This window comes from Janthinobacterium sp. GW460-12-1-14-LB5 (assembly GCF_059423585.1).
Genome location: NZ_JBWKYD010000038.1, coordinates 18039 through 44693 on the forward strand (window position 1 = coordinate 18039; position 26655 = coordinate 44693).

Consider the following 26655-nt stretch of genomic DNA (forward strand, 5'->3'; position numbering starts at 1 on the left):
TGATTCGCGGCTTCCAGCAGCATTGACAGGGAACAAGGTCCGGGACTGCAAAAGGTCATCAAAATGTCATAATTGGCGAGATGCCATCGGCGTGCATCGCTAGCCAAACAGCACGATGCCGCCCGGCAAACGCGTCACGCGCGCGCCGTACGCGTCCTGGATCAGGGCGATCACGTCATCGAGGCGGTCGAGCGAAAAGCTCGCTTGCACACGCGTCAGTTTCAAGGCGTCGCCATTGAGGATCAGCTTGCCGGGACGGTAGCGGTTCACCTCGTCCACCACCTCGGCCAACGTGCTTTGCTTGAACACCAGCAGCCGGTGGCGCCAGGCGCTGACGTCGCTTTTTGCCACCGCGCGGGCGATGCCGAAATGCTCGGGCCGGTAGCGCAGCTGCTGGCCGGCCGCCAGCTCCGCATCGTTGCCGGCCTGCGCCACGCGCAAGCGGCCCGCCAGGCACGTCACGCACACTTCCTGGCCAAACAGGCGGATATTGAAGCGCGCGCTGCCGGCCGACACCATGCCATCGCCCGCCTGCACGCGCACGCGCGCCGCGCCGCGCAAGCCGGCCTGGAATTCCGCCTCGCCCGCCAGCAGCACCAGCGACGCGGCGCCGTCCTGCACGGGCGCCGCATCGAGGCGCGTCTGCGTATTCATCTGCACCAGCACGCCGCCGTCGAGCGCCACTTCGCGCTGCTCACCCGTGCCCGTGGCATAGTCGGCGGCAAGACCCGCCACGGCCGGCCACAGGTCCGTCGGCGGGCGCAGCACCAGCAAGCCCAGCGAGGCTGCCACGGCACCGCCCAGCCAGGCGCGGCGCGCCACGTTCACGGGCGGCTGCGCCCGCTTGACGGCGCGCGCGGCCGGCGCCATCGCGCCCCACACGGCGCGCGCCTCGGCAAAGGCATTGGCATGCCGGCGGCTGCGCGCGCACCAGTGGCGAAACACTTGCGCATCGCGCTCGCTGACCTGGCCCGAGGCCAGGCGCACGACCCACGCCTGCGCTTCCTTCTGGATGACACCCATGTCGTCTTCCGCTTGTTCAGTCATGATGTTTAGACGTTTTTCCCGCGCCGGGACCGAAGCGCTGGATGAAATCGCGTCCCATGCGCTCGCAGCAATGTTCGAGGCCGGCGCGCAATTCCTTCTCCACGGTGCGGGCGGAAATGCCGAAGCGCTCGGCGATGTCGCGGTGCGGCAACTGGTCGACGCGGGCGGCGATGACGATGGCGCGCCGGCGTTTCGGCAACTCCTGCAAGGCCCGCTCCAGTTCTTCCAGTTCGGCACGCGCGCTGAAGGTGCGGGCCGGGTCGGCCAATTCGTCGGCCATCTCGTACAGATCGTCGATATCGGGCAGGCTGAGCAGGCGCGCATTGTCGCGGCGTTGATCTTCCGCAATATTGATGGCGATGCGCATCAAATACGCGGACGGATAGCTGATCGCTTCGGGCGCGTTCATCCGTTCCACGCGCAGATACGTTTCATGCAGCGCGTCATTGGCCAGGTCTTCCGAGCCCAGGCGGCGCTGCAGGTGGCGGCGAAACTGTCCGTAGCGTTCCAGGAACAGCTTGCGCAAGGAGGTCTTGAGTAATTCCGGCATGCTCAGGGCGCCCCGGCCAAGGCGAGATACGGTGCGCAATCGGCGTCCGGGTCGGGCCGCGGCGTCAGCAGGATCGTCAGCGGCTGCGGCAAGCCCGCCGGCGGCGCGCCATCCATCAGCAGGCTGCGCAAGCGCTGCAACACGGCGCGGTCGCGCTGTTCCACGCCGCTCGCTTCGAGCACGTGGACGGCGCGCACCTTGCCCCGCTCGTCGAGCCACAGCTGGAAAGCCAGGCGGTAGCGGCCGAAGGCGTCCGGATGCAAGCGGCACAGGGCGCGCGTAAGCGAACGCTGCAGGATGGCCGCATAGCCTTGCAATGGTGCGGTGGCGGGGGCAGCTTCGGCCGGCGCGGGCGCCGGCGCCACGGGAGCGTCGGCCAGCGCCAGCAAGGTAAACGCATTGCTGCCGCTGAAGCGCGCGCCCAGCTGGGTACCGGCCAGCAGGCGCTGCAGCGCCTCGGCCGGCGTGTAGTCGCCGCGCACGGGCGCCGCCGTGCGCCCCGCCGCCAGCTGGCTGCTGACGAGCACGGAATACCCGGTCACTTCGCCGAACGCCACCAGGGCCGCATCGAGCGGCTGGGCAGGCAAGTCGAAGCGCACGGTGGCCGGCGCGCCCGCATCATTACCGGCCGCGCCCGCCGCCGGCCGCATGAATGTCATGAATGTCATCAGCAAACAAGCGGACAGGGCCAGGGCATTGCCTGTTGCGGTGCGGCGGTGAGTTCGTGTCATTTTCCAGGGGAATCAACGAAAAATCCTGCTCATGAAGTGTCTTGACTGCAATGTTGTCTGCAGAATGGCAAGATGGTAGCTTCGTAAAATGACAACTGCATGACATCGGTCACATAGTTGGCGGGCTGGCGTGTCATCACTGCGACACATGGCTTTGCTATGCTGAACGCTTCCCCACCGCTCCGGGAGCCGCCATGGCACGCCTGTTATCGCTGTTGCTGTTGACCTGTGCCGCCCTGCCCGCGCAGGCGGACGAGCACACCGTCGTCGTGACGGCCGCCGCACCGCAAAAGGGCTGCGTGGAAGTGGAAGTCGATGGCAAGCGCGCGCAATCAATGTCTTGCCTGAGCGAAAAATTACTGCCGCCGGCCAACGCCGCAGCGAGGCCGCCGCCCGCCCTGTCCGGTGCGGAAGCGACCATGCAGCGTCCGTCCAACCAGCTGGGCCTGTACAACCGCGCCGCCCTCGAACACCGCATGGGCAATGCCTTCGGCAAGTCCGTCACGCCGCAGAGGCCGGCACCTCCGCCGCCCGCCAGCCCGCTGCTGCCGCCCCGTTAAAGGTGTTGTCAACGCACAGTCCATTTGCGCTGTCAAGATTGCGCAATCGCGCCGATTGCGTATCATTCCAGGCTTGATCGCTCTGGAAACAACCATGCTGCCCACTATCGAACAACGCCTTGCCCTTGAACTTGCCGCCAAACCGGTGCAGGTTGCCGCCGCCATCGAACTGCTCGACGAAGGCGCCACCGTGCCCTTCATCGCCCGTTACCGCAAGGAAGCGACCGGCGGCCTCGACGATATCCAGCTACGCCTGCTCGAAGAGCGTTTGCGCTACCTGCGCGAACTGGAAGAGCGGCGCGCCGCCATCGTGGCCTCGATCACGGAACAGAACAAGATGACGCCCGAACTGCTCGACGCCGTCATGCACGCGGAAGACAAGACGCGCCTGGAAGACCTGTATTTGCCATATAAACAGAAGCGCCGCACGAAGGCGCAGATCGCCATCGAAGCGGGCCTGATGCCGCTGGCCGACGGTTTATTGGAGAACCCGGAACTGACGCCGGAAATGGAAGCGGGCAAGTTCCTGCGCGAGGCGTTTACGAGTGCCGACGGCAACAACCCGGGCGTGGCCGACACCAAGGCGGCCCTCGACGGCGCGCGCCAGATCCTGATGGAGCGCTTCGCCGAAGACGCGACCCTGCTGCAAACCTTGCGCGAATATGTGCAGGAACACGGCATCGTCGAATCGAAAGTGGTGGAAGGCAAGCAGGACGAAGGCGAAAAATTCGCCGATTATTTCGACTACTCGGAAACCATTTCCACCGTGCCATCTCACCGCGCGCTGGCGCTGCTGCGCGGCCGCCGCGAAGGCATCCTCGACGTCACCCTGCGCCTGGACACGGAAGCGGAAAAACCGAAATGGGATGCGCCGCACAACCCGTGCGAAGGCCGCATCGCCGCCCGCTTCGGCATCAAGCAGCAAGGCCGCCCGGCCGACAAGTGGCTGGCGGACACGGCGCGCTGGACCTGGCGCGTGAAAAGCTTCATGCACCTGGAAACGGAACTGATGGGCGCGCTGCGCGAACGCTCGGAACTCGACGCGATCAACGTCTTCGCCACCAATCTGAAGGCGCTGCTGCTGGCCGCGCCGGCCGGCCAGCGCGCCACCATGGGCCTCGATCCCGGCCTGCGCACGGGCGTCAAGGTCGCCGTCGTCGATGCCACCGGTAAAGTGGTCGACACGGCCGTGATCTACCCGCACCAGCCGAAGAACGACTGGGATGGCTCCTTGCACACCCTGGGCCGTCTTGCTGCCAAGCACAATGTGTCGCTGATTTCGATTGGCAACGGCACCGCCTCGCGCGAGACGGACAAGTTGGCGCAAGACCTGATCAAGCAGCACCCGGAAGCGAAGATGACGAAGATCGTCGTCTCGGAAGCGGGCGCGTCGGTGTATTCGGCGTCCGAATTCGCTTCGAAAGAGTTGCCGGACATGGATGTGTCCCTGCGCGGCGCCGTGTCGATCGCGCGCCGCCTGCAAGACCCGCTGGCCGAACTGGTCAAGATTGACCCGAAATCGATCGGCGTGGGCCAGTATCAGCATGATGTAAGTCAAAGCCAGTTGGCCCGCTCGCTCGATGCCGTGGTGGAAGATTGCGTGAACGCCGTGGGCGTGGACGTGAACACGGCGTCCGCTCCCCTGCTGGCGCGCGTGTCCGGCCTGTCGGCCAGCGTGGCGCAAAGCATCGTCACCTACCGCGACATGAAGGGCGCGTTCACCTCGCGCGCGGCGTTAAAGGCCGTGCCGCGCCTGGGCGACAAGACCTACGAACAGGCGGCCGGCTTCCTGCGCGTGATGGGCGGAGAGAACCCGCTCGATGCCTCGGCTGTCCACCCGGAATCGTACCCGCTGGTGGAAAAGATTTTGGCGGACATCAAGAAGGATATCAAGGCCGTCATCGGCGAAACGGCGCTGCTGAAAACCCTCAGCCCGGCAAAGTACGCGGATGAAACCTTCGGTGTGCCGACCATTAGCGATATTCTGAAGGAACTGGAAAAGCCGGGCCGCGACCCGCGTCCGGAATTTACCACCGCCACCTTCAAGGAAGGCGTGGAAGAAATCCGCGACTTGCGCCCGGACATGATTTTAGAAGGCGTCGTCACCAACGTGGCCGCCTTTGGCGCCTTCGTCGACATCGGCGTGCACCAGGATGGCCTCGTGCACATCTCGGCCCTGTCGAACACCTTCGTCAAAGACCCGCACACGGTGGTCAAGGCCGGACAAGTCGTGCGCGTCAAAGTGCTGGAAGTCGACGAGAAGCGCAAACGCATCGCGCTGACCATGCGTTTGACGGACAGCGCGCCGCAGGCGGGCAGCAAGCCGGAGCAGCGTGGCGACCGCAACGACCGCCGCAGCATGGCGCAGCACCAGTCGCAGTCGCGCAACGCGCCGGTGCCGGCCGGCAGCATGGCCGCCGCCTTCGCCAAGCTGCGCGGCTAAGCCCATGGCCGCCGGGCATGACCTCGTCATCCTGGCGGTGGATGCCGCCGGCCCGGATGCCCGGCTGCTGCTCGACGCATTGTCGGACGCGCTGCTGCGCATCAATGGCGACAGCGGCCGCTCCTCCTTCGACGTGGAGGCGGCAACGCCGCGCGGCGGCTTTTATCTGGCCCGCGACAGCGCCGGCACCCTGCTCGGTTGCGCCGCCCTGCGGCCGCTGGGCGAAGCGGACAGCGCCATAGGCGAACTCAAGCGCATGTATGCGCACCCCGGCCAAGGTGGCCTGGGCGTGGGCGCGGCCCTGCTGGCCCATGTGGAGGCGCAGGCGCGTGGACATGGCTACCAGGCACTGCATTTGTCCACCCGCGTGGCGAATGGCCGCGCGGTGGCGTTTTATGCCAGGCACGGCTATACACCCGTCGTTGCCTGGGGCAAATACGTGGGCGCGGCACAATCGACCTGCCTGGGCAAGACCTTATAAGCGTCAACGTGGCTGACTTGCCCGATTTATGACCTGAGCGCATACCCGTGCCGTCGTTTTCTTATAAAATGACGGCATCTATTTATTTACCCATCAGAGGCAGCTATGAGCGACGTACAAACCTGGATCAAAGAAACCGTGACGAACACGCCAGTCGTGCTGTTCATGAAGGGCACGGCCCAGTTCCCGCAGTGCGGCTTTTCCGGCCGCGCCATCCAGATCCTGAAAGCATGCGGCGTAGAAAACATCGCCACCGTCAACGTGCTGGACGACCCGGAAGTGCGCCAGGGCATCAAGGATTACTCGAACTGGCCAACCATTCCACAGCTGTATGTCAAAGGCGAGTTCATCGGTGGTTCCGATATCATGAATGAAATGTTTGAATCGGGCGAACTGAAGTCCCTGCTGGATGCCTGATAGCCAAACGCAGCGGCCGCGCCGTATCGTCGTGGCCATCACGGGCGCCACGGGCGCCGTGTATGGCTTGCGGCTGCTGCAATTGCTCGGCGCCATCCCCGGCGTCGAGACGCATCTGATCCTGTCCGATGCCGCTGTTTTGACCCTGCACCAGGAAACGGGCGTGGGGCGCAAGGACATCGAAGCGCAGGCGCACGTCGTGCACAAGCTGCGCGATATCGGCGCGTCAATCGCCAGCGGCTCGTTTCAATCGGATGGCATGGTCATCGCGCCGTGCTCGATGAAGACCCTGGCGGCCGTCGCGCATGGCTTGTCGGATAATCTGATCACGCGGGCAGCCGATGTGGTGCTCAAGGAGCGCCGGCGCCTGATCCTGATGGTGCGCGAAACGCCGTTCAACCTGGCGCACCTGCGCAATATGACGGCCGTGACCGAAATGGGCGGCATCATCTTCCCGCCATTACCGAGCTTTTACCACCACCCACAGAGCATCGCGGACATGGTCGACCATACGGTGGCGAGGGTCATCGACCTGGTCGGCATCGAGCATAGCCTGGCACCGCGCTGGAATGGACTTAAGTCCGCTGGCGACACCCCTATCCTCTAGTTGGCATCACGAATTAACTGGCATCACGATGCCTGACAAAAGCGTAGCGAGCGGCAGTGAGGCTCGGCGCCCCCTTGTGGCCAAGAAACGCAACCGTGCTCTAGCACGGTGAGCATCGCAGACTACCTATGCCAACGCGCAGCAGCTTTGGTCAGGCATCCACCACTAGCGTTTTTCGAACTGCAGGGCACTGGCCTGCTTCAAATCCCTGGCTTCTTCAACCATCCTGCGGTGGGCGATCCGTTTGCGCATCACTTCCGCATGTTGCGCGGCAGTCATGGGGGGCACGGTCATCAAGTCTTTCAGCTGCGCGGTATTGCTGTAGTTACTTTTCATAAGACGGCTCAAATGCTCGGCTCCGTAGTGGATGAACTGGCTGCTTCTGATGTGATTATGCGCTGGTATTGGCCGCTGCGCCGCTGCGTGCGGGATTATTGTCAAATAATTCCGCTGCAGCGCAACATGCGAGGTCTTATTGTGCGGCAAAATCATGTCTCCAGTATGACCTTGCGCAAATAAAAGAACAGGAAGAGCACCGTCAGCAAAAAGCGGACGGCGCCGGCCGGGGATGGCCTGAATGCTTACTTTTGGTAGTTGACTCTCACCAGCATGCGAATAAATTCTCGCGCGATTTGACGATGATGTTCATCTAATCTTTGCAAATCGGCAATTAATTTCACATCAGCGGACTCAAAACGCGACAAAGCGCTGCCCGCTTCGCCATTCGGCGTGGCGCTTTCCGGACCGCCAAAACGCAACCATTCCGCCGGAACGCCCAACCATTGGGCAATCATGCGCAATTTCTCTTGCGTGGGAATTGCTTCACCTACTAACCATTTCCTAGCTGCATGCACAGTAATCGGGCGTCCGTCGAAACGGATGTTGAATTCCCGGGCCAGTCTGGTCGGGCTGTCTGGAGAGTAATGGGCGTTTTTGAGAGCCAACTGAAGTCGCTGGCTGAAGCTTTCGCGTTCGTTAGAAGAATTCATAGGTGTACTATTTCATGTTGTAACATGAAAGTCAGTTTCTTGAATGACCATACAGATTGTTACATTTGAAAAGAGTATCAATTAACAATTAACACTCCGGCCGGCCTTTCCGGGTGAAAATGTGGGCCGAATTTTCTCTTGCGATTCTGTGTGGCTTCGGGTCAAATTCGCGGCTAGCCTTGATTTTCGCACTGCAGCACGATTCAAAGCCTCGGTTTGGCATTACAACGTACGGTATCGGATAATGCCCTCCTCTATCGATACGCGCAATGCCTATGCCATACAATTTCTTGTAGACAAAGTTTTCAGAAGGGCCATTTTGTTTTCAATATAGAAACAATCTGAACAGCGTGCTCATAGTGGAACGTTGTTTTTTGATCGTGCCTAATGGAAAGAATCTGCGCCAAAAAAATTTTACTGCCATCGTAGCGAAAAGAATGTCGCAGTTATGCCAGGAAAGCTCTTTTTGGTGTCATCTTGGCCACCAACTCTCGATCTTAAGCGCGTTTGCGCAAGAAGAATCAATTTATTTTCAGTAATTGTTGTCTTATTCGCCAAATAGCCCTCTCTGCGCCTTCTTTTGTTGCAGCACGGGCAGGGCACGCTACAATAGTATTGACGTTGACGTAAACGGCACTTTGCCCCCTTTTCTCGCAGTACCCATCGAGCTACCGATCACCCATGCAACCGACACCGCCCGCCCCCATGACGACCTATACCATCACCGAACTGGCGCGGGAATTCGACATCACGGCGCGCGCCATCCGTTTCTATGAAGACCAGGGCTTGCTCAGCCCGAAACGCGAAGGCGCGGGCGGGCGCAGCCGCGTCTACACGCCGCGCGACCGCACCCGCCTGAAGCTGACCCTGCGCGGCAAGCGCCTGGGCCTGGCGTTGTCGGAGATCAAGAGCCTGGTCGACATGTACGAGTCGCCGAAGGACACGCGCGCGCAGATGGACCGCTTCCTGGGCGTCCTGGCGCAGCACCGCCAGACCCTGGAGCAGCAGCGCATCGATATCGAAATGGCACTGGCGGAAATCAGCGCGCATGAAGACGCGTGCGCGCGCATGCTGGCGGACTTGAACCTTGATAAGGCGCAAACAAACTAAAGACGCAGGCAGGTGACAGTTGCCGCGCGCAGCGCTTTACGTTTACGTAAACGTCACAACTGAGTATCATAGCTTCACTGACCCGGCACCCATGACCGCCACACTCATACTTATAACGACGACGAGGACGACATGCTCCATCTCCCAGGCTTGACCTTTGACCACGGCGACGACATCGCCTCGCTGCGCGAAGCGATCCAACAATTTGCCGCCGCCGAAATCGCGCCGCGCGCGGCCGACATCGACCGCACCGACCAGTTCCCCATGGATCTGTGGCGCAAGATGGGCGACATGGGCTTGCTCGGCATCACCGTCAGCGAAGAATACGGCGGCGCCGGCATGGGCTACCTGGCGCACATCATCGCCATGGAAGAAATCTCGCGCGCCTCGGCTTCCGTCGGCCTGTCCTACGGCGCCCACTCGAACCTGTGCGTGAACCAGATCAAGCGCAACGGCACGGCCGAGCAAAAAGCCAAATACCTGCCGAAACTGATCACGGGCGAGCACATCGGTGCGCTGGCCATGTCCGAACCGAACGCCGGTTCCGACGTCGTCAGCATGAAGCTGCGCGCCGACTTCAAGGGCGACCGCTGGGTCTTGAATGGCACCAAGATGTGGATCACCAACGGCCCCGATGCGGACGTGTTGGTGGTGTACGCGAAGAACGACCTGGAAGCGGGCCCGCGCGGCATGACGGCTTTCCTGATCGAAAAGAATTTCAAGGGCTTTTCCATCGCGCAAAAACTCGACAAGCTGGGCATGCGCGGTTCGCACACGGGCGAACTGGTGTTCCAGGATTGCGAAGTCCCAGCCGAAAACGTGCTCGGCGGCCTGGGCAAGGGCGTCAATGTGCTGATGTCGGGCCTCGATTTCGAGCGCACCGTGCTGTCCGGCGGCCCGCTGGGCATCATGCAGGCCTGCATGGATCTGGTCGTGCCCTACGTGCATGACCGCAAGCAATTCGGCCAACCCATCGGCGAATTCCAGTTGATGCAAGGTAAGCTGGCCGATATGTATTCGACCATGATGGCGTGCAAGGCCTATGTGTATGCCGTGGGCCAGGCTTGCGACCGCGCCACCACGCCGGAAGCCGTGCGCCAGCTGCGCAAGGATGCGGCCGGCGCCATTCTGTATAGTGCGGAGAAGGCAACCTGGATGGCAGGCGAAGCGATCCAGGCCCTGGGCGGCAACGGCTACATCAACGAGTATCCGGCCGGCCGCCTGTGGCGCGATGCCAAGCTGTACGAAATCGGCGCCGGGACCAGCGAAATCCGCCGCATGCTGATCGGCCGCGAACTGTTTGCGGAAACCAAGTAAGCACGGGCGCGCGGCGATCGACTGGGTGAGGAGCCATTCATGCGAGCACAGCTATGACGCACATTGCCTTCCCCAAATTGCTTTCTTCCCAGATTGCATTCGATATCGCGCGCACCATCCGCGACGGCTTCGACAAGCATTACCGCCTGTTCCGCGCAACGAGCCAGCAAGCCAAGCAGTATTTCGAGCAAGGCGCCTGGAGCGCGGCCCAGACGGCGGCCCGCGAACGCATCGACTTTTATGACAAGCGCGTGCAGGAATGCGTGCAGATGCTCGAAGATGAGTACGAAGAGTCGGAGTTGAGCGACGAAGTGTGGCGCGAACTCAAGCTGCACTACATCGGCATGCTGACGGAACACAAGCAGCCGGAACTGGCGGAAACCTTCTTCAATTCCGTCTGCTGCAACATCCTGCACCGCACGTATTTCAATAACGACTATATTTTCGTGCGCCCCGTCGTTTCCACGGAATACATCGAAACACAAGACCCCGCTCCTACTTACCGCGTGTATTACCCGGGCAAGGATGGCTTGCGCCACACCTTGCAGCGCATGGTGAGCAACTTCCAGCTGGACTGCGCATTTGCCAACCTGGAGCGCGACGTGGCCCAGGTGGAAGCGCGCCTGCGGCAGCTGTTCGGCAGCGACCGGCTGGAGCCGAACCACCAGCTCCAGGTACTGACCAGTTTGTTCTACCGCAACAAGGGCGCCTACCTGGTCGGCAAGGCCATCAACGGCAACCGCGAATACCCGTTCGTCGTGCCCATCTTGCACAACCGCCACGGCAAGCTGGTGCTCGACACGGTGCTGTTCGAGCAGCAGCAAATCGCCGTGCTGTTTTCGTTTACGCGCGCGTATTTCCTGGTCGATATGGAAGTGCCGTCCGCCTACGTGCAATTTCTCCGAAGTTTGCTCCCGCGCAAGCCTCGCAGTGAGATTTATACGATACTGGGCTTGCAAAAGCAGGGCAAGACCTTGTTTTACCGCGACTACCTGCAGCATTTAAAACACTCGTCGGACCACTTCGAGAGCGCGCCCGGCATTCGCGGCCTGGTGATGCTGGTATTTGCCCTGCCGTCGTTTCCGTATGTCTTCAAGGTGATCAAGGATTTCTTTCCTCCTCCCAAGGAAACCACGCGCGCGCAAGTCCAGCAAAAGTATTTGCTGGTGAAACACCACGACCGCGTGGGCCGCATGGCCGACACGCTCGAGTATTCCAATGTGGCTTTTCCCCGCGCCCGTTTTGCCGCGGAACTGCTGGCAGAACTGAAGCAGTTCGCCCCCTCGCTGATCGAGGAAGAGCACGGGCAGATCATCATCCGCCACCTGTACATCGAGCGGCGCATGGTGCCGCTGAACATGTGGCTGAGCAATGCCGAAAAGGAAGGCCGCGACGACCTGGTCGAACACGCCATCGTCGAATACGGCAACGCCATCAAGGAATTGGTGGCGGCAAATATTTTTCCGGGCGACATGCTGTACAAAAACTTTGGCGTGACCCGTCATCAGCGTGTCGTATTTTACGATTACGATGAAATCGAGTACATCACCGATTGCCAGTTCCGCGCCATCCCGCAAGCCCGCACGGAGGAGGAAGAAATGTCGGCCGAACCGTGGTATCCCATCGGCAAGCACGATGTGTTTCCCGAGCAATTCGGCACCTTCCTGCTGGGTAATCCCCGCATCCGTAAATATTTCATGCAGCACCATGCCGACCTGCTGACGGCGCAATATTGGCAGGCGCGCAAGCAGCGCATCGAAGACGGCCATATCGAGGACGTCTTCCCGTATCCGCAGCACCTGCGTTTTTGTATGCAGTCACCTTCCCTACCCTCAACCGGAGATCCAACATGAATGATCCAGTCGTAATCGTCGGTGCCGCGCGCACCCCCATGGGCGCCTTCCAGGGCGACTTTGCCAACGTCACCGCCAGCGACCTGGGCGCTGTCGCCATCCGCGCCGCCGTCGAACGGTCCGGCGTGGCGCCGGATGCCGTGGAACACGTGTTTTTCGGCAATTGCCTGATGGCTGGCCAGGGCCAGGCGCCCGCGCGCCAGGCCTTGCGCAAGGCGGGCTTGCCCGATTCCACGGGCGCCGTGACCCTGTCGAAAATGTGCGGCTCGGCCATGCAGACGACCATGTTCGCGCACGACACCTTGCTCGCCGGCAGCGCCGATGTGGTGGTGGCGGGCGGCATGGAATCGATGACCAACGCCCCCTACCTGGTGCCAAAGGCGCGCGGCGGCTACCGCATCGGCCACGGCATGATCTATGACCACATGATGATGGATGGCCTGGAAGACGCCTACAGCCGCGACGAAAAGGGCAATGCCCGCTCGATGGGCACGTTTGCCGAAGAATGCGCCAGCCAGTACCAGTTCACGCGCGAAGCGCAGGACGCGTTTGCCATCGAATCCGTGAAACGCGCGCAAGCGGCCACCAAGGATGGCAGTTTCGAATGGGAAATCGTGCCAGTCACCGTTTCCGGCCGCGGCGGCGACACCGTCGTCAGCATCGATGAAGGCCCGCAAAAAGCCCGCCTGGAAAAAATCCCGACCTTGAAGGCGGCCTTCAAGAAGGATGGCACCATCACGGCCGCCTCGTCTTCGTCGATCAACGATGGCGCGGCAGCCCTGGTGCTGATGCGCGAATCGACGGCGAAAAAACTCGGCTGCACCGTCATCGCGAAAATCCACGGCCACGCCACGCACGCGCAGGCGCCGAACGAGTTCACCACGGCCCCCATCGGCGCAGTGAAAAAACTCTACGCCAAGACGGGCTGGAGCAGCAGCAACGTGGACTTGTTCGAGATCAATGAAGCGTTCGCCGCCGTGCCCATGGCTGCCATGCACGACCTGGACATTCCGCACAGCAAGATCAACATCCACGGCGGCGCCTGCGCGCTGGGCCACCCGATCGGCGCCTCGGGCGCGCGCATCATCGTCACTCTGCTGGGCGCCCTGAAAAAAACCGGCGGCAAGCGCGGCGTGGCGGCCCTGTGCATCGGCGGCGGCGAAGCGACGGCGATGGCGATCGAACTGGTATAAGCTCTTCCCGAGCACGGGCGCGCACGGCAGTTCACGGTGCGCGCCTTTCATTTTATTTTCAGGGAGAAAATATATGCCAACCGCATTGATCATCGGCGCCTCGCGCGGCATCGGCCACGAAATCGTCCGTCAATACCGCCACGACGGCTGGCGCGTGATCGCCACGGCGCGCACGCCGGACGCTTGCGACACCCTTGCGCAACTGGGCGCGGAAGCGCACCAGCTCGACGTGACGGATGTGGAAGGCTGTGCCGGCCTGGGCTGGAAGCTCGACGATGAAAAGCTCGACGTGGCGATCCTCAACGCGGGCGTGTACGGCCCCCGTCACGACGGTTTCCCTGCGCAAGCCGATTTCGACCTCGTCATGCACACCAACGTGCTGGCGGCCATGCGCCTGCTGCCGATATTGGCGCCGCTGGTGGCGAATGCCAAGGGCAAGCTGGCCGTGCTGTCCTCGCACATGGGCTCCCTGAGCGAACGGGGCAACCCCAGCGGTTCGCTGTACCGCGCCAGCAAGGCGGCCTTGAATTCCGTGCTGATCGACACGTCCCTCGTGCATGGCCCGCAAGGCGTCAGCTGCGTGGCCTTCCACCCGGGCTGGGTACGCACGGACATGGGCGGCGCCGGCGCCGATATTTCCCCCGAGGAAAGCGCAGCCGGCATCCGCGCCACGCTGGCCAGCCTGCCGGCCACGGACAAGGCCGTGTTCCGCAACTACGACGGCAAGCCCATCGCCTGGTAATTCCCTGAATCCACCATAAAAACAAACGAGACGACGTCCCATGATACTCAATGAAGAACAAACGATGATCCAGGAAGCGCTGCGCAGTTTTTCGCGCGAGCGCCTGGCGCCCAACGCGGCCCGCTGGGACAAGGAACATCATTTCCCGAAAGAAGAATTGCAGGAACTGGCCGCGCTGGGCGCCTTTGGCGTGGCCGTGCCGGAAGCGCTCGGTGGCGCCGGCCTCGACTACGTGTCCTTGGCCCTGGTGCTGGAAGAAATCGCCGCCGGCGATGGCGGCACCTCGACCATCATTTCCGTGAATAATTGCCCCGTGTGCAGCATCGCCATGATGTACGCCAACGATGCGCAAAAGGAACAATGGCTGCGTCCGCTGGCGCAAGGGACCATGCTGGGGGCGTTTTGCCTGACAGAACCGCACACGGGCAGCGACGCCTCGGCCCTGCGCACCACGGCCAGCCGCGACGGCAATGAATACGTGATCAACGGCACGAAACAATTCATTACCAGCGGCAAGTATGCGGACGTGGCCATCGTCATGGCCGTCACCGACAAGGCGGCCGGCAAGCGCGGCATCAGCGCCTTCTGGGTGCCGACGAACACGCCGGGCTACATCGTGGCGGGGCTGGAACAAAAGATGGGCCAGCATTCGTCGGACACGGCGCAAATCCTGTTCGAGAACTGCCGCATCCCGGCGGAAAATCTGATCGGCGAAGAAGGACAAGGCTACAAGATCGCCCTGTCCGGCCTGGAAGGCGGACGCATCGGCATCGCTTCTCAAGCCGTGGGCATGGCGCGCGCCGCGTATGAAGCGGCCCTGAGCTATGCGCGCGAACGGGAAAGCTTCGGCAAACCCATCTATGAACACCAGGCCGTGCAATTCCGCCTGGCAGACATGGCCACGCAGATCGAAGCGGCGCGCCAGCTGATCCGCCACGCGGCGGCCATGAAGGATGCGGGCCTGCCCTGCCTGAAGGAAGCGGCCATGGCCAAGCTGTTTGCGTCGGAAATGGCGGAAAAAGTGTGCTCGGACGCCATCCAGGTGCACGGCGGCTACGGTTATGTGTCCGACTTCCCCGTCGAGCGCATCTACCGCGACGTGCGCGTGTGCCAGATTTACGAGGGGACCAGCGATATCCAGAAGATACTCATCGCCAGGGCTTTGTAAACCCGAGGCAGATGCTGGGGTCGTACCCTGCAGGGTACGACCCAAGGGTTACGCCCTTGGGTTTTCAATAGACGAAAAAAAAGCCCGCTAGCGCGGGCTTCGTTCCAATGTATTACCAATGCTTTAATCGTGTCATGGACGCCAGTGCTATCTGCAAAGTGCCTCCTGATTTTCGGACTCCCATGCTATCTGCATGGTGACTCCAAGTGTAAAATCGACCATCGTATCCGGAATTACAAAATCCATTTCTTCGCACTGTCACGCCATCGACATTACACCTGTCGGTCGCCGCGCTGAAACTGGATGGTGAGATGATTTGTTGCCAAATCTCAATCACTGAACGGAGTATAGCACAGCTTTTTGTGCGGTGCAACAACGAATTGAAGCCATACTTTAAATCAAGTCCTTAGCGCCAGCGGCTTGTCCTCTTCGCCGCCACGGGCCACTCTTTCGTATTCGGAAATCACTTGCGCGCCCAGCAACAGCAAGGTGGCGCCGATTTCCAGGCTGAACATGACGACGATGGCCGTCGTCATCGAGCCATACACGACATTGACCTGCGACAAGGTGGAAAAATACCAGACCAGCACGTGGCGCGCGATTTCCCACAGCAGGGCCGCCGTCACGCCGCCGATCAGCGCATGCGTGATCGACAAGCGTCCGACCGGCATGACCAGGTAAATCGAGCTGAGCACGAGAATCTCTCCCGCCAGCCCCAGCAGATACAACAGCACGCCGGACACGCCTTCCAGGCCCCAGTCGTGGCGCAGGAAGCGCACGCTTTCCTCACCCATCACCTGCAGGCTGCCCGCCACCAGGGTAATGAGCAAGATGCCCACGCCCAGGCACAGGATGTAGCAGTAGGGCAGCACGGCGGAAATGAGGAAATGGCGGCGTCGGATGGCGACGCGGTGGACAAAGATCACGCTCATGGCGTTTTCCAGCACGGTAAACGCCAGCGAGCTGAAAAACAGCATGGTCAGCAACAGCAGCCAGCCGATCACGCCCCGGTTGTCGAGAAAATGCGCGATCTCGCCCACGATGGCCTTCGATTGCCCCGGCACCAGCCATTCCAGGTAATGGCCGATTGTCTGCAGCAATTCATCTTGCGCGATCACGTGCGACAAGGCCACCACCACCAGCATCAGCAGGGGCACGATGGACAGCAGCGAGTAATACGCAACGGCGCCCGCCAGCAGCAAGCCCTGGTTGGCGCGGAAACCCTTGAGCACCTGCAGCGCGAAGGCCAGCGGGTGGCTGAGGATGTAGGTACTGGCGTGGCGGTTGATCATGTCGGGAGCGGTGTAGAAGGCGGCGCGGCCTCGTGCCACGCCTTATCACACTAGCATACTGACAATCGCCCCGCTGCACCGTGCGCTAGCAGACGGCCGGCTCCAGCAGGGTCAAGGTTTGCCGGTCCGCATCCAGGGTCGCCAATATGCCCATCGGTAGCGTGAACTGGTGGCGGATGTGGCCAAACGAATAACCGCTGACGGCCGGCACGCGCAAAGGCTGCAGATGCTGGTCCAGGGTAGCATCGAGGGTCAGCGCCGTATCGCCCTCGGCCGCCTCGCAATGCTCGAAGATGCCCAGCATCAAGGCCGCCGCGTGCTTGAAACCGATGGACAGGTCGAGCTGGCACAGCATGCGGTCGATGCGATACGGCACTTCATTGATTTCTTCGAGGAAAAGGATGCGCTCGCGGAAATCGGCCGCATACGGCGTGCCGGCCAGCGCGCTGACCAGGCACAAGTTGCCGCCCGTCAAGCGTCCCGTCGCCTGGCCGCCGTGCACGGTGCGGATGGCGAAGTTCGGCTGCGTCTGCGCGCGTCGGTGATTGTCCAGCGCCATCGGGATCGTGTAGCTGTCTTGCGGCGTCATCAGCACATTGCGCAGCTGAGTCACCGTGTAGTCGGAAAACGTTGATGACGCCACGGGGCCGTGGAACGTCACCAGGCCCGTCTGGCTGGCGATGGCCAGGTGCAGGGCCGTGATGTCGGAATAGCCGATCAGCACTTTCGGATTGCGCTGGATCAAGGCGTAGTCGAGCAGCGCCAGCAGCGAAATGCAGCCGGAGCCGCCGCGGATGGCCCAGATCGCCTTGACCTCGGGATCGGCGAACGCGGCGTGCAAGTCGTCCAGGCGCTGCTGCACCGTGCCAGCATAGTTGCCGTGCACGGCGCGGATATTCGCGCCCAGGCTGGCGCGCAGTCCCAGCGATTCGATGTTGCGCTGGGCCCTGGCGATGGCCTCTTCATCCGTAAAACCGCCCGGCGCGATGATGCCCACCAGGTCGCCGTCGCGCAGGCGCGCCGGTTTGATCAATGCGTGTTGCTGTTGCATGCGTTTGCCCTTCCCTTGCGCGGCCGCCGCCCACGCCGGTGTGCCTGCCGCCCCCACGGTGGCGGCCAGTAAGCCGCCGAAACGGCGCCGGCTGAGATTGGTCTGACTGGACATGCGGCCCTTTCCTGGAATAAAAACGGCGACGCCAGGCGCCGCCGCACGAGGTTAGCATGCCAGCGGGATCACCGCCGGCAGCGCCGCCTTACATGAACTTGTACTTCAGCTGGAAGGTGAAGGCGCGGCCGCGCGGGTCAGCCACGCGCGGATCCCAGCCGGCGCCCACCACTTCATCCACGTTATGCGCGGTGAACGGCGGATCGCGGTCGAACAGGTTCTGGATGCCCAGGGTCAAGGTGGTATTCTTGAAGCCCGTGTAGCTGCCCGACAAGTTATACGTGGTGTAGCTGGACACATCGGACTTGAAGCCCGGCGGCGGCATGCCCTTGCCGTCATTCGGTACCTGATCCTTGTAGCCGGAAGCAAAACTCTGGATCAGCAAGCCGCTCCAGTCGCCGCGCGACACGCTGAAGCTGGCATTGTGTTTCCAGCGCAAGTACAAATCACGCGTGTAGAAATTGCCAACCAGCTCCTTGTATTCTTGCCCCTTGTATTCGGCAAACTTGAAGCTGTCCATGTACGTACCGTCCAGGGTCGCCGTCCATTTCACTTCCTTGACATTGCCTTCGCCGCGCAAGCTGACGTCCAGGCCGCGCACGCGGCTACCCCCCGCATTGAACCAGCCCGCCTGTACATAATCGATGACGCCATCGGCCTTGCGGAAAATATACTGGTTCAGCGCCTGGTAATTGGCCAGCACGACTTGCGGCGTGCGTTTCAGCAGCTGGTCCTGGGTATTGATGGCCCAGTAATCGAACGAGGCAGAATATCCCTTCACCGGTTCGATGACGATGCCGACGCTGCCCTGCTTCGACGTCTCCGGCTTCAGGTTCAGGTTGCCGCCCGTCGTGTAGCTGAGACGATCGATGCTGCAATATTCCTTCACGCCGGGATGCTTGATACAGCCTTCCGGATCTTTCACACCATTCGGCAATTCCTGCGTCAATACACCTGAATAGAGCTGGTCGAAACTCGGTGCCAGGAAGCCCTTGCTGGCCGAGGCGCGGAACAGCACGAAGTCGGCCGGCTGGTAACGCAAGGCAATCTTCGGATTCGTGGTGGCGCCCACCTGGCTGTAATCGTCACGACGCACGGCCAGCTGCATTTCCAGGTCTTTCATGATGGGTACCAACAACTCGGCATACACGGCCTTGACGTTGCGGCTGACATCCTTCAATGCGGCATTTCCTGGCGCCAACAGAATCAGGTTGGCATCGACATCCTGTCCGAAACTGTAGCCCTCGCGGCGCAAATCAAAACCGGCGGCCATCGCCACGGCACCGGCCGGCAGCTGGAACAGCTCGCCCGAAACGGAACCGTCGATCTGGGTGAGAGTGGTCTTGCCGTGCTGGAAGGCGCCACGGAACTTGGTCGACTCGATCAACTGTTTGGCCGCTTCCGTCTGGCTCTGGCCCGCGCCTACCCAGGGATTGATGATGCCTGTCCCCAGGGCCGCGTACAGCTTGTCCGTGTAGGAATAGCCATCCGTCAGCTTGGTCTTGGTGGTGCTCTGCGCATAGGAAACACCGGTCTTGTAATCCCATTTGCCGAAGTTGCCTTCAAAACCCAGCAGTACGCGGGCGTTATCGGTCGTATTTTCCTGCGTGCGGTTGCCCACGTCATTCGCGCGCCATTTGTAGGCAATCGGCTTGGTCTTGTCGAAAGACGGGATATAGGCCGACAAATCCTGGTAATACGCGCCACCCACGGGGTAGACGGCCTTGTTGGCGATGCTCGTCTGCACCTGCATCGGCGTCAAAATCGCCGTGGCCTTGGTGCGCGAACCGAGCGCTTCGACAAACATGCGGTGGTCGGGCGCCAGCTTGAACGTGCCGCGCGACAGGAAATTGGCCCGTTCGACAGGGAATTGCAGCACATAGTCGGCGCCATAGTCGTAGGCGCACGAATACTTGGTGCGCAACGGCGAGGTCACGTCTTTCCACAGTGCCGTCTGGTATTGCGACATGCCGGCGACGCTGTCGCACTTGCCCTGGAAGCTCAGGGGATTGGCTTGCAGGTATTGATTCGCATCGCCAGGCAGCTGGAACGCGGTGCCCAGCGCCGTGTTGGCTCCCGCCATCTGGTTGGCAAACGGCGTACCCGTGGTGTCGGGCGACAGGCCCCGGCCAGGCTGGTAGCCGTTGACGAAGGAGCGGTCACGGCCATTGAGCTGTTGCGCTTTATCAACGGTCAAGCTGGCCATGAGGTTGTAGCCGTCCTCTTCCAGCGAGCCCGTGCCGGCCAGGATGGAAGCGCGGCGCGTGGCGCCGCCGCCTGCCTGCGTATCGTTGGTGGAAACGGACGCTTCCACGCCGCTGTAATTGGTTTTCAGAATGAAATTGATCACGCCGCCGATGGCGTCCGTGCCATAGATGGCCGAAGCGCCATCCTTGAGGATTTCCACGCGCGAGATTGCCCCCAGCGGAATGGAATTCAAGTCGACGGCGCGGCCACTGGCACCATGCGTGGCCACGCGGCGGCCATTCAGCAGTACCAGGGTCGCGCCCGGTCCCAGCCCGCGCAGCGAGGCGAACGAGGCGCCGCCGGCCAGGCGGTCCGCATCGGCGCCAAACACGTTATTGCCCGAAGTCATGTTCTCGGCGCCCGTGCCATTCGCCGACAGGGTGCGCACCAATTGCTCGGCCGTCGTGATGCCCTGCTTTTCCATCTGCTCAAAGGTGATGACTTGCACCGGCAGCGCGCCTTCCTTGGCGACGCGCTTGATGCTGCTGCCCGTCACTTCGACCCGTTGCATTGCTGGCGGCGCCGCTTCCTGTGCCACTACCGGCCCCACTACCCCCATCAATGCCACCAACTGCGCTAGTTTCTTCAATTTCACTGGTCTCTCCTTGTTGGGCAATCGAAACTTGAGTTCTCAAGTCCAGGCTGTTTTGTAAGGTCGCGGCGTCTGTCTCGCGGTACATTTTTTTATGACGCCAGCGCTTTACTTTATTTGTTTTCATTTTCAGAGTAGCGCGATGCAACCAGGCCCAGCCAATGAAAAATGCTTTCCTAACCATAACTTTTTGGAATGAATGCCCTTTTCAGCGACGTGGTCACTTGCCTGCGGGGCGGCCCTTGGCGGGATCGACGTCCAGATAGCGCCAGGACGTGAATTCCACGGGGTGGCGCCTGTAGTTTTTTAGCCACGGTTGCTGCAGGTCGGCAGAGATGGGATGCGTCAGCAGCACCCACGGCGTGTAAGCGTGGATCAGCTGAAACAGGTCGAAGTACAGACTGCGTCGGCGCGGCGTATCGGATAGCAGGCGCGCCTCCTCATAGCGTTTATTGTAATCGGGCAAGTTGAAGCGGGCATAGTTGGCGCGGCCAACGTTGCCGCCATACAACAATTGCATAAAGTTATCGCCATCGGGGAAGTCGGCGATCCAGTTGGTCTCGAACATCTGCACCTTGCCCAGGCGCGAGGCCTTGATGATTTCCGTCTTCTTGTCGCTTTTAAATTCCACGCGCAGGCCGATGGCGTTCAGGTTACGCCGCCACAATTCGTCGCGCAGCCGTCCCACCGTGCTCGGTTCCGTATGCATGGTGAGCAGCAAGGGCGTGCCGTCCGGCTGCGTGCGGAAACCGTCGGGGCCCGCCTTGTAGCCAAAGCGCTCCAGCAAGGCGCGCGCCAGCGCCGGATCGTAGCCGACGGGGCTGCGGTAGCTCTTGTCGTAACCAAGCACATTCGGCGGCAGCGGCGATTGCGCGGGCAAGGCCAGCCCCTTTTTTAATAAGGCGATGTCTTCGCGGCTGTTGTAGCTGAGGGCGATGGCGCGCCGCAGGGCCAGCTTGTCCTTGCTCGTGCCGCCCAGCACGGGATCGTCCATGTTCATCCACATGTAATACGTCTGCAGCACGGGAAAGCGCGTCAGCTGCAAGCCCTTGGCGGCCAGCGCCGGTTTCAGGGCGCCGTTTTCCAGCACCATGTCCGTCATCGATTCCGGCACTTGCTCCAGATAATCGAATTCGCCTTTCAGAAAACCCAGCATCCGCGATTGATATTCCTCAACGATGCGCACCTCGATGCGCTCGACCAGCGGTAATTGCTTGCCTTCCAGCGCGGCGGCGATGGCGCGCGCATCGGCCGGCAAGGCGGCCAGCGCCTTGGTTTCCGTATGGAACACGGTGGCACGGAAAGTCGGATTGGCTTGCAGCACGATCTTGTCGCTGCGCTTCCACTCCTTCACCAGGAACGGCCCCGTGCCCACGGGGTGACTACCGATCTGCCCTGCCGCCGGGTACGCTTCGGCCACTTCGCGCGCCACCACGGCAGTGGCCGGCATGGCCAGGTAGAACAGGAAATTCGGGTCGATGGCGTTCAGGCGGATGCGCAAGGTGTATTTGTCCAGCGCCTGCAAGCCGGCGATCGGCGTGTCGTAGCTGAATCTGGCTTTCAGGGCCGCATCGCCGACCAGCTTGTCTTCCAGCAAGAACAGCCACGGCGACTTCAGGGCCGGGTCATACAGCCGCGTCAGGCTGTACACATAATCCTGCGCCGTCACTTCGCGCGGCCGGCCCTTGAAGGCGGGATCGGGGGTGAAGAAAATGCCGGGCTGCAAGTGAAAGGTATACGTGCGGCCGCCATCTTCCACGGTGGGCAAGCCGCGCGCCGTATTGCCCTGCAGCTGCACCGGGCGCGCCAGGTAGTCATAGCGCAGCAGCGGGTCAAAGATGTTTTCCATCAAGTTCAGGCTGGCCAGGTCCGAGGCTACGGCCGGGTCCAGGCCCGTCTCGCTGGTGCTCAAAAACAGGTGCAGGGTCTTGTTCGCGCGGGCGGTGCTGGCGGACGCAGCCTCGGCGGCGTGGGCCGGTACAGTGAACAGCGTCAACAGGGCCAGGCCGGCGGCGCAGGCGGTTTTACGTAACAACATCATCAGTGGTCCAGTGCAGACAAGGGTAAGGAACGGCGATAAGCGGCAGGCATCCCCCACACTACGCGGGCACGCGACGGGGCGCCAATGAAAACAGGCTGCCAGCTTATAACTTTTTGGCATGCGATTGCTGCATTCTTTCATCAACTCGTATCGGGCTGCCTCTATACTTTGCTTGCAGCACCTTTTCACCTCCCCGAAATACAGAACTGATCGCATATGGCACTTAATTACATCTGGTCCGGCTTTTTCCTCGTTGGCTTCCTGGCCGCAGTGCTGCAGTGGCTGTTTCTCGGCGATACCGATATCTTCAAGCGCATCATCGACGGCACCTTCGAAACGGCGCGCATGGGCGTGATGGATATCGCCCTGCCCTTGGCGGGCGTGATGACCTTGTGGCTGGGCATCATGAACATCGGCGAAAAGGCGGGCATCGTCGGCTGGCTGGCGAAAGTCATCGCGCCGTTCTTTTCGCGCATCTTCCCGGAAATTCCGAAAGACCATCCGGCCACGGGCCACATGGTGATGAATTTTTCGGCCAATCTGCTGGGCCTGGACAATGCGGCCACGCCGTTCGGTTTAAAGGCCATGGAAAGCCTGCAAACCTTGAACCCGAACAAGGAAGAGGCGACGAATGCGCAAATCATGTTCCTGGTGCTGCATACCTCGGGCCTGACCCTGATTCCGCTGGCCATCATGGCGCAGCGCTCGATTCTCGGCGCGGCCGACCCGTCCGACATCTTTATCCCCTGCATGATCGCCACCTACGTCGCCACCATGGTCGGCATCATCACGGTGTCCATCAAGCAACGCATCAACTTGCTCAACCGGGTCGTGCTGGGCTGGATGGGCGGCATGACGAGCGCCATCGTCGCCATGATCTGGTATTTCACGCAATACCTGACGAAACAGGAAATCGAACTGGTCTCGAAAGTGGTCAGCAATCTGGTGTTGATCAGCGTCATCGCCATTTTCATCATCGGCGCCCTGCGCAAGAAGGTGAACGTGTATGACGCCTTCATCGAAGGGGCAAAGGGCGGCATCCAGACCTCGATCACCGTGATTCCCTACCTGGTCGGCATGCTGGTGGCCATCAGCGTGATCCGCAATGCGGGCGTGTTCAATTTCCTGATGAGCGGCATGAACTGGTTCTTCGCCAACCTGGGCATCAATACGGACTTCGTGCCCGCCCTGCCGACGGCCATGATGAAGCCGCTCAGCGGTTCCGGCTCGAAAGCCATGATGATCGATGCCATGAATACCTACGGCGTCGACTCGTTTGTTGGCCGCCTGGCCTGCGTGTTCCAAGGCTCGGCCGACACCACTTTCTATATCGTGGCCCTGTATTTCGGCTCGGTGGGCATCCGCAAGACGCGCTATGCCATTACGGCCGGCCTGATCGCCGATCTGGCCGGCGTGATCACCGCCGTGTTCGTCGCCTACGTCTTTTTCCACTAAGGAGAGCCATGTTCCGTCCCATCCTCATCGCCGCCTTGCTGGCTGGCATCGGCTTGTCGAATGCCCAGGCGCAATTGCCCGAATCCGTCAGCCTGCTGCTGCGCAGCGCGAATATTCCGGAAGACGCCATGGGCGCCATCGTCTTGCGCGGCAACACCACCGTGCTGTCGCATGGGGCGGAGCGCAGCATGCAGCCCGCATCCACCATGAAGCTGGTGACGACGGCCGTGGGCCTGGAGCAGCTGGGCCCCATCTTCCGCGGCCGCACGGAACTGCGCACCAGCGCCGACGTCATCAATGGCGTGCTGAAAGGCGACCTGATCCTGCGCGGCGGCGCCGACACGGATTTCAACGCGGACGTGCTGGCGCACATGCTGCAAACCCTGCGCAACCAGGGTATCGTGAAAATCAAGGGTGATTTGATCCTCGACCGCCAGCTGTTCCAGCCGGCCCGGCCCGACATCGGCGCGCCGCCGTTCGATGAATCGGCCGAGTTCCGCTACAACGTCATCCCCGATGCCTTGTTATTGAACACCAATTTGCTCGATATCAACATGAACTCGACGGACCGGCAATTGAGCATCCTCATGCAGCCGCCGCTCGAGAACGTCAGCATCAGCAGCGACATGAAACTGGTCAAGGGCAGTTGCGCGCGATGGGAAGATGGCTGGCGCCCGCCCGAATACCGGCGCGATGCGAGCGGCAAGCTGCAGGTGATACTGCACGGCACCTTCCCGCAAAATTGCAGCAAGGCTACCAGCATCAATGTGCTCGACCGCAATGATTATGCGGACCGTTTATTCCGCGCCACCTGGAAACGCCTGGGCGGCACGATCACGGGCACCGTGCGCGAAGCGCCGTTTACGGGCTTGCCGCCGACGGCCGAACCGGTCGGCACGCGCATGCTGGCCGACCACGTGGCGCGCGCCTTGCCGGAGGTCTTGCGCGATATCAACAAGACTTCCGACAACACTCTGGCCCGCACCCTGTTCCTCAGCCTGGGCAGCCTGCAAAGCGATGGCTGGCTGGGCAGCCGCCCCGTCGCCATGGCCGCGCCGGAAGACACGGCCACGCGCGCGCGGCAAGTCATCCAGGAATGGTTCCAGCGGCACCATATCGACACCCAGGGCATGCTGGTCGACAACGGTTCCGGCTTGTCGCGCACGGGACGCATTGCGCCAGCGCAAATGGCCGGCGTGCTGCAGGCGATGCAGCAAAGTCCGTGGGCCCCCGAGTTCCAGTCCAGCCTGCCCATCGTGGCGCTGGACGGCACCATGCGCAAGCGCCTGTTGAACAGCCCCGCAGCCACGCGGGCCCGCATCAAGACGGGAACATTAAAGAATGTGGTGGCCATCGCCGGCTACGTGCCTGACGCCAACAACCAGTTATGCGTGGTGGTCGCCATGATCAATAGCGACCTGGTGGGCAACGGCAACGGCCGCGCCGCCGTCGATGCCCTGATCGAATGGGTGGCCAGGAGCGGCGTCGCGCCGGTGGTCGCCGGTCAATAGACTAGTCCCGTGCCGTGCGTGGTACGCTGGCGAACGCCAGGCGCAGCACGTAGGCGGCGACGGCGCCGATCAGCAAGACGGTCACCAGCGACGCTTCCACGCCGAAGGCGCCGCCCGTCAGCATGGCATTGCCCACCAGTTCCCCCCGCAGCAGGCCGTCCGTGGCCGCATGGCCCGATACCGTCGAGGAAAACACCTGGCTGACGCAATAATTCCAGCCGACATGCGTGCCAATGCAAACCCACAGGCGGCGCGTCTGCATGTACAGGGCGGCTTGCAACACGCCATACGCAGCAATCGCGATGATGGCCAGCAGCGAAAAGCCGGCATTGGGCAAATGGGCCAGGGCGAACACCAGCGATGAAATCACGATGGCGGCCTTGCTGCCCAGCGCACGTGCCGTCACGCCGAACAGGATGCCGCGAAACATCATCTCCTCGGCCATGCCGACCAGCACCAGTTCAGCCAGCGGCAACAGCAACATCAAGCTCAGGGCGTTGACGCCGCTAAACTGATAGACGCCCAGCGCTGCCAGCACGACAAAGGTGAGAAAGACCAGTCCGGCGCCGAGCAGCAGGCCACGCCCCAGTTCCCCCGCCATGCCCGGCATTGCCAGTTCGGCCGGCTGGCGCTTTTCGATGCGCCGCACATAGAAACGGTAACCGAACCACACCAGTACCGCCGCCAGCAGCTGCGGCCACAGGACGCGGTAAGGCTTTTCCACCAGTTGGGAGGCAGTCCCCATCACCAGCGGCACCGCAGCAAAGGTCAGCACCATGCCCAGCACAATCTGCACCAGTGGATAGGCCATCAGGCGCGCCAGGGGGGATTTTTTCGTTGCCATGCTCAGGGTGTTGTCCATCATCGCTTTCCTCGTGGGTTGTCAGGGTATGGTTGCTAGTTGTTTCATACAGCGATAGTAGCAGTATTTATATAAGCACTTATATAAATATCGAAAGATGTTGTATTTTATGCACCCGTGGGGGAATGAGTGAAAGCGGGAAAAGGATGGCGAGGAATCAGCGGACGAAAAAAAACCCGACCATTGCTGATCGGGTTTTTCTCTCCTGCGAATAACAAGCCTGACGATAACCTACTTTCACACTGGTTGCAGCACTATCATCGGCGCAAAGTTGTTTCACGG

At 61.5% G+C, this 26655-nt stretch carries 23 protein-coding genes; 13 read left to right on the forward strand and 10 right to left on the reverse strand.

Annotation, left to right across the window (positions count from 1 at the left end):
- Nucleotides 1–99: 99 nt before the first annotated feature.
- Genes AC07X6_RS26905 through AC07X6_RS26915 form a run of 3 tightly spaced genes read right to left on the reverse strand, consistent with a single transcriptional unit; the run spans nucleotide 100 to nucleotide 2256 of the window.
- Nucleotides 100–1047: a FecR family protein gene (locus AC07X6_RS26905; RefSeq protein ID WP_494792996.1), complete on the reverse strand. Its 948-nt coding sequence runs from the start codon at nucleotides 1045–1047 to the stop codon at nucleotides 100–102.
- Nucleotides 1040–1597 (reverse strand): RNA polymerase sigma factor, encoded by a 558-nt coding sequence (locus AC07X6_RS26910; protein ID WP_230542042.1) that lies wholly within the window; start codon nucleotides 1595–1597, stop codon nucleotides 1040–1042. The genes AC07X6_RS26905 and AC07X6_RS26910 overlap by 8 nt, the downstream gene beginning before the upstream one ends.
- A gap of 2 nt (nucleotides 1598–1599) precedes the next feature.
- Entirely contained in the window at nucleotides 1600–2256 is a 657-nt protein-coding gene (locus AC07X6_RS26915; RefSeq protein ID WP_494792997.1) for a secretin and TonB N-terminal domain-containing protein, read from the reverse strand.
- Between the two features lie 266 nt (nucleotides 2257–2522).
- On the opposite strand from AC07X6_RS26915, the gene AC07X6_RS26920 reads away from it, so the two are divergent.
- The 5 genes from AC07X6_RS26920 (at nucleotide 2523) to AC07X6_RS26940 (ending at nucleotide 6836) form a co-directional block, all read left to right on the forward strand.
- On the forward strand, nucleotides 2523–2888 hold the full coding sequence (locus AC07X6_RS26920; protein ID WP_494792998.1) for a hypothetical protein: 366 nt from the start codon (nucleotides 2523–2525) through the stop codon (nucleotides 2886–2888).
- Between the two features lie 94 nt (nucleotides 2889–2982).
- Complete coding sequence (locus AC07X6_RS26925; protein ID WP_494792999.1) at nucleotides 2983–5331, forward strand: Tex family protein; 2349 nt, start codon at nucleotides 2983–2985, stop codon at nucleotides 5329–5331.
- A 4-nt stretch (nucleotides 5332–5335) separates the two neighbouring features.
- Nucleotides 5336–5812 carry a GNAT family N-acetyltransferase gene (locus AC07X6_RS26930; protein ID WP_494793000.1) on the forward strand — a complete coding sequence of 159 codons (477 nt, stop codon included), beginning with the start codon at nucleotides 5336–5338 and terminating at the stop codon, nucleotides 5810–5812.
- A 105-nt stretch (nucleotides 5813–5917) separates the two neighbouring features.
- Entirely contained in the window at nucleotides 5918–6229 is a 312-nt protein-coding gene (gene grxD, locus AC07X6_RS26935) for a Grx4 family monothiol glutaredoxin (RefSeq protein WP_034753766.1), read from the forward strand.
- On the forward strand, nucleotides 6222–6836 hold the full coding sequence (locus AC07X6_RS26940) for a UbiX family flavin prenyltransferase (RefSeq protein WP_494793001.1): 615 nt from the start codon (nucleotides 6222–6224) through the stop codon (nucleotides 6834–6836). Before grxD ends, AC07X6_RS26940 begins: the two co-directional genes overlap by 8 nt.
- Before the next feature lie 165 nt (nucleotides 6837–7001).
- On the opposite strand, the gene AC07X6_RS26945 is transcribed toward AC07X6_RS26940, so the two are convergent.
- Nucleotides 7002–7328 carry a hypothetical protein gene (locus AC07X6_RS26945; RefSeq protein WP_494793009.1) on the reverse strand — a complete coding sequence of 109 codons (327 nt, stop codon included), beginning with the start codon at nucleotides 7326–7328 and terminating at the stop codon, nucleotides 7002–7004.
- 89 nt (nucleotides 7329–7417) lie between these two features.
- A complete protein-coding gene (locus AC07X6_RS26950; RefSeq protein ID WP_034753756.1) occupies nucleotides 7418–7825 on the reverse strand; it encodes a hypothetical protein in 408 nt (135 codons plus the stop codon).
- A gap of 705 nt (nucleotides 7826–8530) precedes the next feature.
- On the opposite strand from AC07X6_RS26950, the gene AC07X6_RS26955 reads away from it, so the two are divergent.
- From AC07X6_RS26955 to AC07X6_RS26980, 6 genes are all read left to right on the forward strand, one after another.
- Nucleotides 8531–8935 carry a MerR family transcriptional regulator gene (locus tag AC07X6_RS26955; RefSeq protein ID WP_034753754.1) on the forward strand — a complete coding sequence of 135 codons (405 nt, stop codon included), beginning with the start codon at nucleotides 8531–8533 and terminating at the stop codon, nucleotides 8933–8935.
- A 132-nt stretch (nucleotides 8936–9067) separates the two neighbouring features.
- A complete protein-coding gene (locus tag AC07X6_RS26960) occupies nucleotides 9068–10252 on the forward strand; it encodes an isovaleryl-CoA dehydrogenase (RefSeq protein WP_086137446.1) in 1185 nt (394 codons plus the stop codon).
- Between the two features lie 53 nt (nucleotides 10253–10305).
- Nucleotides 10306–12105, forward strand: a complete 1800-nt coding sequence (gene aceK / locus AC07X6_RS26965; protein WP_494793002.1) for a bifunctional isocitrate dehydrogenase kinase/phosphatase — start codon at nucleotides 10306–10308, stop codon at nucleotides 12103–12105.
- Complete coding sequence (locus tag AC07X6_RS26970) at nucleotides 12102–13298, forward strand: acetyl-CoA C-acyltransferase (protein ID WP_474293612.1); 1197 nt, start codon at nucleotides 12102–12104, stop codon at nucleotides 13296–13298. The genes aceK and AC07X6_RS26970 overlap by 4 nt, the downstream gene beginning before the upstream one ends.
- Nucleotides 13299–13371: 73 nt before the next feature.
- Nucleotides 13372–14040 (forward strand): SDR family oxidoreductase, encoded by a 669-nt coding sequence (locus AC07X6_RS26975; RefSeq protein WP_474293614.1) that lies wholly within the window; start codon nucleotides 13372–13374, stop codon nucleotides 14038–14040.
- A 40-nt stretch (nucleotides 14041–14080) separates the two neighbouring features.
- Nucleotides 14081–15208, forward strand: coding sequence for an acyl-CoA dehydrogenase family protein (locus tag AC07X6_RS26980; protein ID WP_494793003.1), 1128 nt, complete (start codon nucleotides 14081–14083; stop codon nucleotides 15206–15208).
- Nucleotides 15209–15606: 398 nt separating this feature from the next.
- Here the strand turns inward: AC07X6_RS26980 and AC07X6_RS26985 are convergent, their stop codons facing one another.
- The 4 genes from AC07X6_RS26985 to AC07X6_RS27000 form a co-directional block, all read right to left on the reverse strand.
- Entirely contained in the window at nucleotides 15607–16500 is an 894-nt protein-coding gene (locus AC07X6_RS26985) for a YihY/virulence factor BrkB family protein (RefSeq protein WP_230542061.1), read from the reverse strand.
- 85 nt (nucleotides 16501–16585) lie between these two features.
- Nucleotides 16586–17665, reverse strand: coding sequence for a S66 peptidase family protein (locus AC07X6_RS26990; protein WP_494793004.1), 1080 nt, complete (start codon nucleotides 17663–17665; stop codon nucleotides 16586–16588).
- An 88-nt stretch (nucleotides 17666–17753) separates the two neighbouring features.
- Nucleotides 17754–20507 (reverse strand): TonB-dependent receptor, encoded by a 2754-nt coding sequence (locus AC07X6_RS26995; RefSeq protein ID WP_494793005.1) that lies wholly within the window; start codon nucleotides 20505–20507, stop codon nucleotides 17754–17756.
- Between the two features lie 217 nt (nucleotides 20508–20724).
- The gene (locus AC07X6_RS27000) at nucleotides 20725–22542 is read right to left on the reverse strand and encodes an ABC transporter substrate-binding protein (protein WP_494793008.1); all 1818 of its coding nucleotides are present in this window, start codon (nucleotides 22540–22542) and stop codon (nucleotides 20725–20727) included.
- Between the two features lie 219 nt (nucleotides 22543–22761).
- Here AC07X6_RS27000 and AC07X6_RS27005 point away from each other — a divergent pair, with 219 nt between their 5' ends.
- Entirely contained in the window at nucleotides 22762–24000 is a 1239-nt protein-coding gene (locus AC07X6_RS27005; protein WP_034753725.1) for a nucleoside recognition domain-containing protein, read from the forward strand.
- A gap of 8 nt (nucleotides 24001–24008) precedes the next feature.
- Nucleotides 24009–25511: a D-alanyl-D-alanine carboxypeptidase/D-alanyl-D-alanine endopeptidase gene (gene dacB / locus AC07X6_RS27010; protein WP_494793006.1), complete on the forward strand. Its 1503-nt coding sequence runs from the start codon at nucleotides 24009–24011 to the stop codon at nucleotides 25509–25511.
- A gap of 1 nt (nucleotide 25512) precedes the next feature.
- On the opposite strand, the gene AC07X6_RS27015 is transcribed toward dacB, so the two are convergent.
- Nucleotides 25513–26376: a CPBP family intramembrane glutamic endopeptidase gene (locus AC07X6_RS27015; protein ID WP_494793007.1), complete on the reverse strand. Its 864-nt coding sequence runs from the start codon at nucleotides 26374–26376 to the stop codon at nucleotides 25513–25515.
- Between the last annotated feature and the right edge of the window lie 279 nt (nucleotides 26377–26655).